The organism is Rhodobacteraceae bacterium LMO-JJ12 (assembly GCA_021555075.1).
Taxonomy (GTDB): Bacteria; Pseudomonadota; Alphaproteobacteria; order Rhodobacterales; family Rhodobacteraceae; genus JAKGBX01.
This window is the reverse complement of sequence record JAKGBX010000002.1, coordinates 66,107-80,579: the sequence shown is the minus strand read 5'-3', so window position 1 is coordinate 80,579 and position 14,473 is coordinate 66,107. Positions and strand designations below refer to the sequence as shown.

Here is a 14,473-nt window from a genome sequence, read left to right as displayed (position 1 = left end):
TTCTCAAGCTTTCATCAATTCCGGCAATTCCCCGGTCAGCCCGGCCGCTTCGCGCATAAACGTCCGCCGCAACCCAGGTATCGCGTTCACCGCCCCCATGCCCAGATCACGCGCCGCGCGAAGAAGCGGATTATCATTTGAAAAAAGCCTATTAGTAAGGTCTGTCGCCATCGCCAACGTTTGCACATCAAACCGCCGCCATTCCTGATAGCGCGCCAGAACAAGCGCCGAGGCATAGTCTTCGCCCCGTCTTGCGGCGACGCTCAGAACATCCACCAGCGCACCAACATCCCGCAAGCCTGCGTTTAACCCCTGCCCGGCAATCGGATGCATCCCATGCGCCGCATCACCGATCAGCGCCAGCCGCTCTGCCATGAAAGAATCGGCAATGGTCAGGTTCAGCGGATAGCTGAAGCGCTTGCCCTTGAGCTTGATCGGCCCGAGAAAATCGCCAAACCTTGGGCGCAACACCTCCATGAAATCAGCATCACTCAGCGCATTGATCGCAGCTGCATTCTCATGGCTCTCTGCCCATACGATCGAACAGACATTCCCCGGCAAAGGTAGAATTGCCAACGGCCCGCCGGGCATGAAAAGCTGATGCGCGATGCCGTTATGCGGCTTTTCATGGGCGATGGCACAGACCAGCGCGCTCTGCCCATAGTCCCAACCAGTCCGCTTGATCCCCGCCCGCACCGCCGTGCCCGAAGCGCGACCGTCACAGCCCACCAGAAGCCGCGCGCGCAGGGCCGCACCACTCTCCAACGTTACTGTCACACCACCGACGTCCGCCGCCTGTGCCACGACACGGCCCTCGATCTGGGTAATCGCATCGTTCTGACTCATCGCGTCCAGAAATGCCCGGCGCAGGAAGCGATCTTCCAGCATGAAACCCATCGGGCCTTCTTCAATCTCGGCTGAGTCGAAATGCAGGAAAAACGGTGCTGCCCCTTCGCCCGCACGCCCGTCCGCGGCTTTGATCTCGACCATCGGCTGTGCGTGGTTCTCGACCATTTGCCAGATGCCGATGCGCGCAAGCAGCCGCTTTGACGCCAGAGCCAGCGCATAGGCCCGCCCATCAAACCCTGCGGTCTTGCGCTGCTTTTCGGGCAACGCGTCGACCACTGTCACCGAAAACCCTTTACCCGCCAAGGCCAAGGCCAGCGCCGGGCCGTTCAACCCTCCGCCGACAATCACAATATCGCTGTCATATGTCATGCTCTCACATATGGATACGTGTCCGGGATTGTCCATGCCCGAGTTCACCGCTAGCGTATCGCAAGTCGCGAGTGCGGGAGCCTCCGGCGAAGATATTTTTGGTCAGAGGAAGCTGGGAGCGTGCAATGAAAGATTGGCTTTGGATGAGTATGGCCGACCTGGGTCGTAGGATCGGTGTGGGCGAGATTGATCCGATCGATCTGGCCGAGACCTATCTGAGCGCAATCAAGGCCCATCCTTTGCAAGACCGGATTTATGCCCGCCTGACCGAGACCCGCGCAATGGCCGAAGCGGAAGCAGCGGCGGCGCGTGCCAAATCCGGGCACCGGCGCGGCCCCCTCGACGGTGTGCCACTCAGTTGGAAAGATCTCTTTGACACCGCCGGTGTTGCGACCGAGGCAGGCTCGGCCCTGCTAAAGGGTCGCGTACCCGATGAAGATGCCTGGGTATTGAAGAACGCCACGGCGGCGGGCACCGTCTGTCTCGGGAAAACGCATATGTCAGAACTGGCCTTTTCCGGGCTGGGCTATAACCCATCGACCGCGACGCCACCTTGCGTGAACGACGAAGGCGCGGTCTCGGGCGGGTCTTCCTCCGGGGCGGCAACATCGGTCGCCTTTGGTCTAGCGCCCTGCGGCGTCGGCTCGGACACTGGCGGCTCGGTGCGCATACCTGCCGCCTGGAATGATCTCGTTGGGCTGAAGACCACCGCAACTCGGATACCGCTCACTGGCACGGTGCCGCTTTGCGCGCGCTTCGACACTATTGGTCCGCTCTGTCGCAGCCTCGAAGATGCTGCCTTGATGCTGGCCGTTCTGGAAGGCGGGCAGCCCGCCGATCTGACCGGCGCTTCGGCCAAGGGGCTGCGCATCGGCGCGCTCCAGACTGGCGCGCTGGAAAACACACGCGAAACTCCGATGGCGGCCTATACCGACGCGCTCGAAAAATTGGTCGATGCGGGTGTTATCATCGAAAAATTCGACGCCCCCGAAGTGACCAAAGCCCTGGCCCAATCCGCCGTCACCTTCACCAGCGAGGCCTATGGCACCTGGAGCGATGTGATCGAGGCCGCCCCGGACAAGATGTATCATCAGATCCTTGAGCGTTTCCGCACGGGCAAAGCCTTTTCTGGTCCCGAATATGTGCGCGCCTGGCAGGTGCTGGACGAGTGCCGCGCGGCGTGGAATGCCCGTGTCGCGGGCTATGACGCCGTGATCCTGCCCTCGGCGCCGATCATGCCGCCCAACGTTGAACGGCTTGAAACCGATCAAGATTATTACATCAGCGAAAACCTTCTTGCCCTGCACAACACACGCATCGGTAATGTTCTGGGTCTCTCGGCGATCACCCTGCCAACGGGTCATCCCTCTTGTGGTGTAATTCTGATGGGAAAACCCTTTGCAGAAGAAGCGCTTTTGCGGGTTGCCGCTGCGTGCGAGACGGTATTGAGCAAAGCCAAAGCTTGACGCGCTATAATTGCCACAACCCTTGGGAATCACCCGTCTTTTTCTGGACGTAGCCGCGCTGCTTGGGTAATTTTGAACGAAACGGAGCAGTAACGACTCCGACCTAGAGGCAGTATTGGCATGTTTCCCGATCGGTTTTCGAACCTACCGGACTACGCGTTCCCGCGCCTGCGCGCGCTGTTGGACCGACACCAACCCGGTGGCGCGGTAACACACATGACAATTGGCGAACCGAAACATGCGTTTCCGCCCTGGGTCACTGATATCATTGCCGAAAATGCCGCTGGTTTTAACAGCTACCCGCCCAATGACGGCTCGCCGGAATTGCTGAGCGCCATCGCCGATTGGCTCAAGCGCCGCTACGGCGTGACGGTTGATTCGTCCACACAGATCATGGCCCTCAATGGCACCCGCGAAGGGCTCTACAATGCCTGCATGGCGCTGGTGCCCGAGAAGGTGCGCGGCGAACAACCGCTCGTTTTGCTGCCCAACCCGTTTTATCAGGTCTACATGGTATCTGCGATTTCGGTGAATGCACGGCCCGTTCTTGTCCCTGCCACCCGTGCCACCGGTTATTTGCCTGACTACTCCGGCCTGCCCACCGATATGCTCAATCGTGTCGCTGCCGCCTATATCTGTTCGCCCTCCAATCCACAGGGCGCAGTGGCCAGCCGCGATTACCTGCGCGAGTTGATCGGCTTGGCTGAACAATTTGATTTCAAGATTTTCGCCGATGAATGCTACTCCGAGATTTGGCGCAACGAGGCGCCTCCCGGCGCACTCGAAATCGCTGCCGAGATGGGCGCCGACCCCGAGCGTGTGGTGGTCTTTCATTCGCTCTCCAAACGCTCAAACCTGCCTGGGCTGCGCTCCGGCTTTGTCGCCGGTGGGCCAGAAAGCATCGCGAGGATGAAACAACTGCGCACCTATGGCGGCGCACCATTGCCCCTGCCGTTGCAGGCTGCGGCTGCGGCCGTCTGGCGCGACGAAGAACATGTGAGCGAAAACCGTCGCCTCTATCAGGAAAAATACGCCGTCGCCGATGAGGTCTTTTCCGGCGTGCAGGCTTACCAAGGCCCCGAGGCAGGATTTTTTCTCTGGCTTCCCGTCGAGGATGGCGAAGCCGCCGCGCTCAAAGCGTGGAAAGAGACCGGCGTGCGGGTTCTGCCCGGCGCCTATCTCGCTCGCGAAGTCAATGATCACAACCCGGGGCGGGGATACATTCGGGCGGCAATGGTCGCCCCCAAACAAGAAATGCAGCAGGGGCTAATCCGGCTTCGCGACTGCATCTACAGCTGAGGACGAGGGAAAACATGGCATACCAGACACGAGGCCGCGATCCGCTTCTCGACAGCAACATGGCACAGGCCATCGAAAAACGCGGCAAGGAGCTGATCGGTTTTGCGCTACTCTTTTGCGGGTTGGCTGCTGTTGCAATGATCGGGTCTTACGCGCCCTCTGATCCATGGTGGATGTCGGCCACAGATGCGCCGGTGCAAAACTGGCTTGGCCGGTTTGGTGCGTCTCTTGCCGCGCCGATGTTCATGATCGTCGGCTGGGGCAGCTGGGGTGTCGCCATCGTTCTGCTGGCATGGGGTCTTCGCTTTGCGCTGCATCGTGGTAACGAACGCGCCATTTCACGGCTGATCTTTGCGCCGATCTGGGTGGCGTTGCTATCGATCTATGCCGCCACTTTGGTGCCCGGCCCGGAATGGACCCATTCGTTCGGAATGGGCGGGTTGTTTGGCAAAACCGCCCTCGGCAGTCTGATCAACATCCTCCCAATCAGCGCCACCACCGGGCTCAAGCTCCTGTCGCTTGTCCTGGGTGCGTCCATGGTCGCCCTCGGTGCATTCGTTCTGGGTTTCACCAAGGGCGAACTCCGCCAAACCGGACGTTTCCTGCTGATCGGTCTGATTTTGCTTTATGCCACACTGATGGCGCTGCTGGGCCGCACGGCCCGGGGCGCGCTTTCCACTGCGCAATCGCTTCAGGCCCGCAATGCCGAGCGCCGCGAACGTCGCGCCCAAGCCGCCGCTGACGCTGCGGAATGGTCCGCCATGCAAGAGGCCCAGGCCGAGGCACTCCCCGCCGCCCCCAATCCGATTCATGTGCAAGACCCCGATTTCCGCACTGCTGGCGCAGCCGAGTACGAGGTCGAACGGCAGGGACTTCTTTCGCGCGCGACCAATCTGATTCGCCGCCCCGAACCGATGCCCGAATCCGATCCCGAGCCCGAACTTGTCGAGCGCGCGATGCACTATGAGCACGAGCCCGAGGCGCCCAGCGACGAACACATCAAGGCGCGCATCGCCGATGTGATCAAGTCGCGTGTGCGGCAAAACCCTGCGGTGCAGATGCCGTTAACCAAGGGACGCGGACGCGGACCCGAGCCATTGCTGCTCAACACCCATGACGGCAGCCCCCTGCCGCCCGAACCGCCGCTGACTGCGCGCGACGTTCAGGCCTATGCCGCACCCAGCTTGCAACCTGATTTCGAACCCGACTTCGAAGACCCCGAATTGGTCGAAGATCACCTTCCGCTCAAACCTGCGGAAGTCCCCCAGCCGACCATGGCGATCCCGACACCACAACCCAAAAAGGTGGTGCAGCAGCCCCAGCGCAAGCCGATTCAGCCCTCGACCCGTGCACGGGCCGAGGCCCAGCCTTCGCTGCAATTCGAAGACAATCGCGCGGCCTATGAACTGCCCCCGCTGTCGCTTTTGTCCAACCCGATCAACATCGAACGGCACCACCTGTCTGACGAAGCGCTGGAAGAAAACGCGCGCATGCTGGAAACTGTACTCGATGACTACGGAGTGAAAGGCGAGATCGTGTCGGTCCGCCCCGGCCCCGTTGTGACAATGTACGAACTTGAACCGGCACCGGGTCTCAAGGCATCGCGTGTGATCGGCCTTGCCGATGATATCGCGCGCTCGATGGCCGCCCTCTCGGCGCGGGTCTCCACCGTTCCGGGCCGCTCTGTCATCGGCATCGAACTGCCCAATGATAACCGCGAGATGGTCAGTTTCCGTGAAATCCTGTCGTCGCGCGAATTCGGCGATGGCAATCACAAACTCCCCCTCGCGCTGGGCAAGGATATCGGCGGCGACCCCGTGGTGGCCAACCTCGCCAAGATGCCCCACCTTCTGATCGCGGGCACCACCGGCTCGGGTAAATCCGTCGCAATCAATACGATGATCCTGTCGCTTCTCTACAAGCTGACGCCTGAAGAGTGCCGCATGATCATGATCGACCCCAAGATGCTCGAACTATCCGTCTATGACGGCATTCCGCATCTTCTGTCCCCGGTCGTAACAGACCCTAAAAAGGCGGTTGTGGCGCTGAAATGGGTCGTCGGCGAGATGGAAGAGCGTTATCGCAAGATGTCCAAGATGGGCGTGCGCAACATTGATGGCTACAATTCCCGCGTCGCCGATGCGCTGGCCAAGGGCGAAACCTTTGATCGCACCGTGCAAACCGGGTTTGATGATGACACCGGTGAACCCATATTCGAAAGCGAAGAAATCACACCGGTGAAAATGCCCTATATCGTCGTTATCGTCGACGAAATGGCCGACCTCATGATGGTCGCGGGCAAGGAAATCGAAGCCTGCATTCAACGCCTCGCACAAATGGCGCGCGCCTCGGGCATTCACATCATCATGGCGACTCAGCGCCCCTCGGTCGATGTCATCACCGGCACGATCAAGGCCAACTTCCCCACCCGAATTTCGTTTCAGGTCACATCCAAGATCGACAGCCGCACCATCCTTGGCGAAATGGGCGCCGAACAGCTCTTGGGCATGGGCGATATGCTCTACATGGCCGGTGGTGCCAAGATCACGCGTTGCCACGGCCCGTTTGTCTCTGATGAAGAGGTCGAGGAAATCGTCACCCATCTCAAAGCCTATGGTCCGCCCGAATATGTCGGCGGTGTCGTGCAGGGCGTTGACGATGAAAAGGCCGACAATATCGACGCCGTTCTCGGCCTTTCGACAGGTGGCAACACCAATGGCGAAGACGCGCTTTACGACCAAGCGGTTGCCATCGTCATCAAGGATCGCAAATGCTCCACCTCCTACATTCAGCGCAAGCTCGGCATTGGTTATAACAAAGCCGCACGACTCGTTGAGCAAATGGAGGACGAAAGCCTCGTCTCGGCTGCCAACCACGTCGGCAAACGCGAAATTCTGATTCCCGAACAAGGGTAACGTGGGCAAACTGCCCACCTTTTCTCCCGAAGCACCGGCTTGTTATCGCCTATCATTTGGGTTTGCAGCAAACTGTGCCTATCTACGGATTTGCCCGCCAACCACCATGAGGTTCGAGTTATGAAATTGGGTCGTCTTGCCCTTGTTACCGCCCTAACCAGCGCCATTGCCGCGCCCGCTTGGGCCGAAAAGCTGTCGCTAAACGCAATCTCGCAATACCTCAACGGGATGCAAACCGCCAAAGGCGCGTTCACGCAGGTGAACGATGATGGCACTATTTCGACCGGAACAATCTATATCAAACGACCCGGAAATATTCGTTTCGAATACAATCCACCGGATAAAACCCTCGTTCTGGCCTCGGCCGGTGCGGTAGCGATCTTTGATTCGAAAACCAATCAAGGTCCCGAAACCTATCCGCTCAATCGGACACCACTAAAGATTATCCTCGCCAAGAACGTCGATCTCGCACGCGCCAACATGGTGACCGGCCATACCGACGACGGCACGGCAACAATCGTGACGGCCCAGGACCCGGAACATCCCGAATACGGCAATATTCAGCTCAAGTTCACAGGCAACCCGATCGAGTTGCGCCAATGGATCATCAACGATGATTCGGGCTCGCGCACCACGGTCGTTCTGGGCGCGCTGAGCAAAGGCGGAAACCTGCCTTCGCGGCTGTTTGATATCGAGCTCAACACCAATAGACCCCAGCGCTGAACGCGCAGGGCACGCTTCAGAGGCCCGCCCCGGACCTAATCCGGGGCGGCCAAGCCTATCTCAGTCGTCGGCACCCTTTGAGTTGCGCCTCATAAACCTGCGCTCTATCGCCCACTTCACCCGCGATTCGCATCAGCCAGGCCTTGCTGTTGTAAGAACCGCGGCTATAGCCGGTATGCCCTTCGTGATAGGCCAGATACTGATTGCGCGCGTCATGCAGCGCGATTCCGTTGCGCGCTTTGGTGGTATTCATATACCAACCCATGAAATCGGTTGCGTCGCGAATGTCGTCGCGCTTGGCACTGCGACGGCCCGTCTCTGCCAGATATTCCTTCCAGGTCCCGTCCAGCGCTTGGGAATAGCCAAAGGCGCTCGATTGCCGACCCATCGGAATTACCCCGATAGCCCAACGATACGGCGTGCGCGCATCGGCCTTGAACCTGCTTTCCTGATAGATCGTAGCCATCTGCACATGCACTGGCACGTTCCATTTTCTCTCAGTCGCGCGAAACGCGCGCACATAATGCGGCCTGCTTTGCAGGATGGTACAGGCGTTGTCGAACTCGCGCGGGGCCTTATAGTCCCGTCCGCCGCCACAACTGGCCAGCAACATCAACAGAATCAGGGCGCGAAGGGGTCTGCTCATTGTGCCTCTCGCTTTTTCATTGTTTTTTCTTATTTTAACTTGTTTTCCACTACTTCTAAAGCAGAATTACAGACCTTCTCGCGGCGGCGCCCTTCACAACTGTTAAACTTGTTAACACAGACTGTTTCCGCGAAATTGACCTGGCACAAATGGACAAGCGGGGCTTGAAAGCGCTATGCTCTGAGAGTAGGGGCTGCTGAATGATGCGTAAAACACTAGCAAAGTACCACTTGGGCCAGATCGTCCGACACCGGAAACATCCGTTTCGCGGCGTTGTCTTCGATGTCGACCCCGAATTTAACAATACCGAAGAATGGTATGATGCCATTCCCGAAGAATCGCGCCCTGAAAAGGAACAGCCGTTCTATCACCTGTTGGCCGAAAATGATCAAAGCTACTACGTAGCTTATGTCAGCGAACAAAACCTGATCGCCGACTATTCCGGGGAACCCGTTGATCATCCGGATATCCCCGATCTCTTCGGCCCGTTCGAAGACGGAACCTATCCGCTGCATTTCCAACTGAATTGAAGGCGCGTGAAATCACGCACCGTTCTCGCCCTCACTCCGCGACGGGTCGCCCTTCCTTCTTCCATGCCGAAAATCCGCCTTCCATCTCGGCGATATTCTCCACCCCCATGTCCTTGAGCTGCTTGGTCGACAGTGCCGAACGCCAGGCACTGGCGCAAAACAACACCAACGTCTTGTCGGTCGCCAGCGCTTCCTTGAAATAGGGGCTCTGTGGATCGACCCAGAATTCCAGCATCCCGCGCGGCGCATGAAATGCCCCTTCAATGCGCCCGTCACGGCTCAACTCGCGCGGATCGCGGATATCCACCAACAGCGCCTCTCCCGCCGCTACCATCGCCTCCGCCTCCTGCGTCGACAGCGATGTGATCTGCGCCTTGGCCGTCGCGACCATCTCTTTCACTGGGGTGATGCCCATCTTTCCGTTCTCCAAATTTGTGGCTTTCATGCCGCCTTGCGCTTTGGCATCAATAGCCCAGCGCGATACCATCCTTGCGCGGGTCCGAAGCGCCTTCCAAAATGCCATCCTCGCGGATCACAATCGCCTGCCCACCCCCAAGCGGTCCATCAGGAACGCTGACCTCATGGCCCAGCTCGGACAGCTGGCGACGCACCTTTTCGTCATACCCGCGCTCAACCTTCATCACGTTACCTTCGGCGAAACACCGCGGCGCATCAATCGCGCTTTGCAGGTCCATCCCGAAATCCACCAGATTCGTGATCAACCGCGCGTGGCCACAGGGCTGATATGCCCCGCCCATCACGCCGAATGGCATGGTTTCACCATTCCAATTCAGAATTCCCGGAATAATCGTGTGCATCGGCCGTTTGCCCCCGGCCAGTTCATTCGGATGCCCTTCTTGCAGGGTAAATCCGGTTCCACGGTTTTGGAACAAAATGCCGAATTTCTCGCTGGCAAATCCCGCGCCGAAGCTTTTGAAAATCGAATTGATCAGGGAAACCGCCATGCGGTCCTTGTCCACCACCGTGATATAAATCGTATCCTTATGGACCTCGCCGCTGGTCCTTTCCGCCGATACCATAGCGCGACGAGGATCAATCAGCGCGGCCAGCTTAGCCGCCGTTTGCGGCGATAGCAGGTGATCCAACCGTTTGGTATGGTCGGGATCTGCCAGGAATCTGTCGCGCGCATCATAGGCCAGCTTGCTCGCCTCTGCCTCGATATGCGCGCGTTCCGCGCCCATCGGGTCCATCGCAGCAATGTCAAAATGCCCAAGGATGTTGAGGAGCAAGTTTGCAATCGCGCCCTGCCCGTTCGGCGGATGCTCCAGCAATTCCGCGCCCTTGTAGTTCCCCGCAACCGGGTCGGTGTAAAAGCTCTGCGCATTTGCAAAATCCGCCGCCGTATGCACCCCACCGCGTGCATGCAGCGCGGCCAGCATATCCTCGGCCACCTCGCCCGTGTAAAAGGCGTCGCGCCCGTGTTTGGCGATCCTGCGCAGCACTTCTGCCTGCCCTGGTGCACGAAAGACCTGACCCACCTGCCCCGGCTTTCCGTCAAACATAAAATGCGTGATGCCATGCCCGCTCAGTGTCGCACCGGCAGCATTCCAATCAAACGCGACCCTCGGTGCCACCGGAACGCCCGCCTCGGCATAGTGGATCGCGGGCGCCAGCAGAGCCTCCAATCCCAGCTTACCCCAATCCTCGCTCAACCGGCAAAACGCATCCACCGCCGTCGGAATGGTCACGGCATCCGGCCCATGTGGCGGCACTGCCGCATGACCGGCCTCTCGCAACGCCGCCGCATTGGCGGCCGCCGCTGCCCGGCCCGATCCGTTCAGCGCCCTGATCTCATTCGACCCGGCTGGTTTGAAAAGAACAAAACAGTCTCCGCCAATCCCCGTCATCTGCGGCTCACAAATCCCCAGCAGAGCCGCACCGGCAATCGCGGCATCCATCGCGTTTCCGCCCTGTTCAAGGATGTTGACTGCAGCCTTCGCAGCCAGCGGATGCGACGTCGCGCAAATGCCGTTCGTCGCCAGAACCGCCGATCGTCCGGGAAATTGAAAATCACGCATACGAAACACCCCTTGGTCAATCTTGCTGAACCCTAGGGCGCGTGCGTTGAATTGCCAATCGCATCGTTGCGTTCGACTGAAGGACATCAATTTATGGAAGGGGGGAAATAAGTACCTCGGCACCGCGCACTGGGTGGGGGCTGTTAACACGCGGCGCCGAGGGAAGCTATATGCAGCTACCCTTTCTGTATCACATCAAAATTGGGCGGCATTGCGGGCGAATTTGGGCGATTCAAAGATTGTCCGCTGCGCTATCAAAGCATGGCGAGAGCGGTTTGAACCCGTTCATCAAGCTGGTCCTGGCCGGGCAGGGTTGGCCACCAACATAGATTGCACCGGTGTCAGGCCGCCCCACCAGTTTGGCTCAACGCAATGCCAAAGCTCAACACGTTGCGTTCTGCGTCACGTCGATAGCTCAACTCAACCGCAAGGCTGTGCACCAGAAACCAGCCGAAACCGCCTTCGGGCAACTCATGGCAGGGGCGGTCGAGATCAGGCGCGCGACCAACCGGCAGATGCTTCCCTGGAAGGGCTCTCCCGCCATCACGGACACAGAACTGTAAGCTTCCTTCCTCCAAAACGCAGTCCATGGTGATCCGCCCCGAGGCATCTGGCCCATATGCGTGCTCCACAACATTATTGAGAACCTCGCCCAGCACCAGTTCAACAGTGTTTTCATCCACATCGGCCAATCTTATTGGCGCAAGCGCGCGCATGAGTTGACCAAGCGCGGCGCGCACCTCCAACTCGCCGCTGACAAAGGAGAGCCTGATGCAAACAGGCCTATTCGGTTGCGCCAACTTGTCCTCTGGCATGCCACCTATTCTTCCGATGCTGAATGCTGAGTTTGTTTCCGGTCGCATCGTCGCAAGCCTAACTGATGTAGACCGCCTGCGCCTGCGCCACGCTCTCGTGAATGGTGAACACAGTGTCCATTCGCGTCAGGCGGAACACCCGCTCTACCGCCGGCGTCAGCCCGGCCAGATCCAGCCGCCGCGTGCTGCCCAACTGCTTCATCGCCGCAACGATGGCGCCCAGCCCGCTGGAATCGACAAATTCCACCTGACTGAGGTCCAGCACGACATGCGGAGAATCGGTGGCGGTCACTTCTCGCATTCTGTCCTTGAAACGGATCGCCACCGCCGCATCGATTCGCTGTTCCTGAACTGTCACGACCTGAAAGTCGCCCGCGTCGCTAGTTTCCAGATTCATCTTGCCTCCAGGGTGCCGTATAACTACGTAAGATTGCCCCTTAGACTAGACCGCAATCCTTACCATTCGGTATGCAGGGCCCAACCAATCGGAGGAATTATCATGAACGAGGTTGTTATTGCAGGAGCGTCACGCACGCCTATGGGCGGGTTTCAGGGTGTCTTCGACGGCGTCGCTGCTGCTGAGCTCGGCGGCTCTGCTATTCGCGCCGCGCTCAGGGACGCAGGCGTCCAGACAGTTGATGAACTCCTTATGGGCTGCGTCCTGCCCGCCGGTCAGGGTCAGGCCCCCGCACGTCAGGCCGGTTTCGCCGCTGGTCTGGGTGAAGAGGTGCCTGCCACCACGCTCAACAAGATGTGCGGCTCGGGCATGCGCACCGCGATGATGGCCTTTGATCAAATCGCGCTCGGCCACAACTCCACGATGGTTGCTGGCGGCATGGAATCAATGTCGAACTCCCCCTACATCCTGCCCAAGATGCGCGGTGGTGCCCGTATCGGCCACCAAGAGGTCAAGGACCACATGTTCCTCGACGGCCTTGAGGATGCCTATGACAAGGGCCGCCTGATGGGCACTTTCGCCGAGGACTGCGCCGAAGCCTTCCAATTTACCCGTGAGGCACAGGACCAATATGCGCTGGCGTCCCTGTCCAACGCGCTGGAGGCCGAACGCACTGGCGCCTTCGCTGATGAAATTTCACCCTTCACCATCCATTCGCGCACCGGCGAAGAGATGATCACCACCGACGAGCAACCCGGCAAGGCACGCCCCGAAAAGATCCCGATGCTGAAACCCGCCTTCCGCAAGGGTGGCACGGTCACTGCCGCCAATAGTTCGTCAATTTCCGATGGTGCCGCTGCTCTTGTGTTGGCCTCACGCGATCATGCCGAATCCAATGGCCTCAATATCCGCGCCCGCATTCTGGGCCATGCCTCTCATGCACAGGCTCCGGCGATGTTCCCGACCGCGCCGGTCCCCGCTGCGCAAAAGCTGCTTGAGCGTCTTGGTTGGGACAAGTTCGATGTCGATCTCTGGGAGGTCAACGAGGCGTTTGCCGTTGTTCCCATGGCCTTCATGAAGGAAATGGGCCTCACCCGCGATATCGTGAACGTCAACGGCGGTGCGTGTGCCCTTGGCCATCCCATCGGCGCGTCCGGCACCCGCATCGTGGTTACATTGCTCAATGCCCTCGAAAAGCGCGGCCTCAAACGGGGTATCGCGGCCATCTGTATCGGTGGCGGCGAAGGCACCGCGATAGCGATTGAGCGGGTCTAATACACCCTAAAACGATTGAATCAGCCGGGGCCATAATCCCGGCTGTTTTCGGTTTCCCCTGCTTGCACTTCGCCCCTATCATCGCGCCAACAAGGGGGACGGCACATGCAAAAACTGAAACTGATCTGGGGGCTGCTAAAGGTTTTCCTGCCCGAACCACTCGTGCGTTTCGTCTATGCCGGGCGCCTCACCACAATCGCCGGTCGCCAAATCGACCCTAAGGCACAGGCCGCGACCGATCTCGTTTCGCTTTTGCGCGATCCCGATCAGCCCCCGACACTCGAACAAAGCCGCGCCCAGATCGCCACGCTCGCCTCCAAGTTCGAGCATCCCTGCCCGCCCTCCGTCAACAAAACCGACATCACCCTCCCCGGCGCAGCGGGCGAACGTGCCGCGCGCATCTATACCCCCGCCGGGCGTGACCCCAACGCCGCACAACCCACGCTGCTCTATCTCCATGGCGGTGGCTGGGTGCAGGGCAGTATAGACACTCACGATGGACTCTGCGGCGCGCTGGCCGATCTCTCCGGTGTTCGCGTTATTTCCTATGATTACCGCCTCGCACCCGAACACAAATTCCCCGCCGCGCCCGATGATGTGCTGGCCTGTTACCATGCCCTCCTCGATGGTGCCGGCGGTCTCAACATCACGCCCGAACACCTCGCCGTAGGCGGCGATAGCGCCGGGGGCAACTTGGCAGCCTGCCTGATGCACGACCTCCTTGCGGCGAACCTTCCGCTTCCGGCGGCCCAATTGCTGATCTATCCCGGCCTTGACGGCCGCCTCACTTCAAAATCCATGCAGGATCTGCGCGATCAACCCCTACTCGCCGCCGATCGGATTGACTGGTATCTCTCGCTCTACCTCCCGGACGGCCAAGATCGCACCGATCCCCGCGTCTCTCCCCTGCTATCACCGCATCTCGCCACTCAGCCCCCCGCCATGATTATTATCGGCGGGCATGATCCGCTATGGGACGATGGCCTGTCGCACGCCAAAGCGCTGGATAATGCGGGTGTACCCGTCGAACTGCTCAAATACCCCGGTCAGGTCCACGCCTTCCTTTCACTGACCAAAGTTATCCCCCAAGGCCGCGATGCCATCCAGAAATCCGCAGCCTGGCTCAAGAGCGCTCTTTCCTGAAACGTCC

13 protein-coding genes are annotated in these 14,473 nt (G+C 59.5%); 7 read left to right on the top strand and 6 right to left on the bottom strand.

Annotated features, from left to right (window positions below):
* Positions 1–3: 3 nt before the first annotated feature.
* Positions 4–1,218: a UbiH/UbiF/VisC/COQ6 family ubiquinone biosynthesis hydroxylase gene (locus LZG00_12430; protein MCF3594803.1), complete on the bottom strand. Its 1,215-nt coding sequence runs from the start codon at positions 1,216–1,218 to the stop codon at positions 4–6.
* Positions 1,219–1,343: 125 nt separating this feature from the next.
* On the opposite strand from LZG00_12430, the gene LZG00_12425 reads away from it, so the two are divergent.
* The 4 genes from LZG00_12425 (at position 1,344) to LZG00_12410 (ending at position 7,621) form a co-directional block, all read left to right on the top strand.
* A complete protein-coding gene (locus LZG00_12425) occupies positions 1,344–2,684 on the top strand; it encodes an amidase (GenBank protein MCF3594802.1) in 1,341 nt (446 codons plus the stop codon).
* 120 nt (positions 2,685–2,804) lie between these two features.
* On the top strand, positions 2,805–3,983 hold the full coding sequence (locus LZG00_12420) for an aminotransferase class I/II-fold pyridoxal phosphate-dependent enzyme (GenBank protein ID MCF3594801.1): 1,179 nt from the start codon (positions 2,805–2,807) through the stop codon (positions 3,981–3,983).
* A 14-nt stretch (positions 3,984–3,997) separates the two neighbouring features.
* Positions 3,998–6,898 carry a DNA translocase FtsK 4TM domain-containing protein gene (locus LZG00_12415; GenBank protein ID MCF3594800.1) on the top strand — a complete coding sequence of 967 codons (2,901 nt, stop codon included), beginning with the start codon at positions 3,998–4,000 and terminating at the stop codon, positions 6,896–6,898.
* A gap of 120 nt (positions 6,899–7,018) precedes the next feature.
* A complete protein-coding gene (locus LZG00_12410; protein ID MCF3594799.1) occupies positions 7,019–7,621 on the top strand; it encodes an outer membrane lipoprotein carrier protein LolA in 603 nt (200 codons plus the stop codon).
* A gap of 55 nt (positions 7,622–7,676) precedes the next feature.
* Here the strand turns inward: LZG00_12410 and LZG00_12405 are convergent, their stop codons facing one another.
* Positions 7,677–8,267 (bottom strand): lytic transglycosylase, encoded by a 591-nt coding sequence (locus tag LZG00_12405; protein ID MCF3594798.1) that lies wholly within the window; start codon positions 8,265–8,267, stop codon positions 7,677–7,679.
* A 203-nt stretch (positions 8,268–8,470) separates the two neighbouring features.
* Between LZG00_12405 and hspQ the strand changes: the two genes are divergently transcribed.
* A complete protein-coding gene (gene hspQ / locus LZG00_12400) occupies positions 8,471–8,797 on the top strand; it encodes a heat shock protein HspQ (GenBank protein MCF3594797.1) in 327 nt (108 codons plus the stop codon).
* A 31-nt stretch (positions 8,798–8,828) separates the two neighbouring features.
* Here hspQ and LZG00_12395 read toward each other — a convergent pair whose 3' ends face one another.
* From LZG00_12395 to LZG00_12380, 4 genes are all read right to left on the bottom strand, one after another.
* Positions 8,829–9,212: a rhodanese-like domain-containing protein gene (locus LZG00_12395; protein MCF3594796.1), complete on the bottom strand. Its 384-nt coding sequence runs from the start codon at positions 9,210–9,212 to the stop codon at positions 8,829–8,831.
* A gap of 49 nt (positions 9,213–9,261) precedes the next feature.
* A complete protein-coding gene (locus tag LZG00_12390) occupies positions 9,262–10,836 on the bottom strand; it encodes a gamma-glutamyltransferase family protein (protein ID MCF3594795.1) in 1,575 nt (524 codons plus the stop codon).
* A 341-nt stretch (positions 10,837–11,177) separates the two neighbouring features.
* Positions 11,178–11,651 carry an ATP-binding protein gene (locus LZG00_12385; protein MCF3594794.1) on the bottom strand — a complete coding sequence of 158 codons (474 nt, stop codon included), beginning with the start codon at positions 11,649–11,651 and terminating at the stop codon, positions 11,178–11,180.
* 58 nt (positions 11,652–11,709) lie between these two features.
* Positions 11,710–12,048, bottom strand: a complete 339-nt coding sequence (locus LZG00_12380) for an STAS domain-containing protein (GenBank protein MCF3594793.1) — start codon at positions 12,046–12,048, stop codon at positions 11,710–11,712.
* A 102-nt stretch (positions 12,049–12,150) separates the two neighbouring features.
* Between LZG00_12380 and LZG00_12375 the strand changes: the two genes are divergently transcribed.
* Both LZG00_12375 and LZG00_12370 read left to right on the top strand, forming a co-directional pair.
* Complete coding sequence (locus tag LZG00_12375) at positions 12,151–13,323, top strand: acetyl-CoA C-acyltransferase (GenBank protein MCF3594792.1); 1,173 nt, start codon at positions 12,151–12,153, stop codon at positions 13,321–13,323.
* A gap of 105 nt (positions 13,324–13,428) precedes the next feature.
* Complete coding sequence (locus LZG00_12370; GenBank protein ID MCF3594791.1) at positions 13,429–14,466, top strand: alpha/beta hydrolase; 1,038 nt, start codon at positions 13,429–13,431, stop codon at positions 14,464–14,466.
* Positions 14,467–14,473 lie beyond the last annotated feature (7 nt).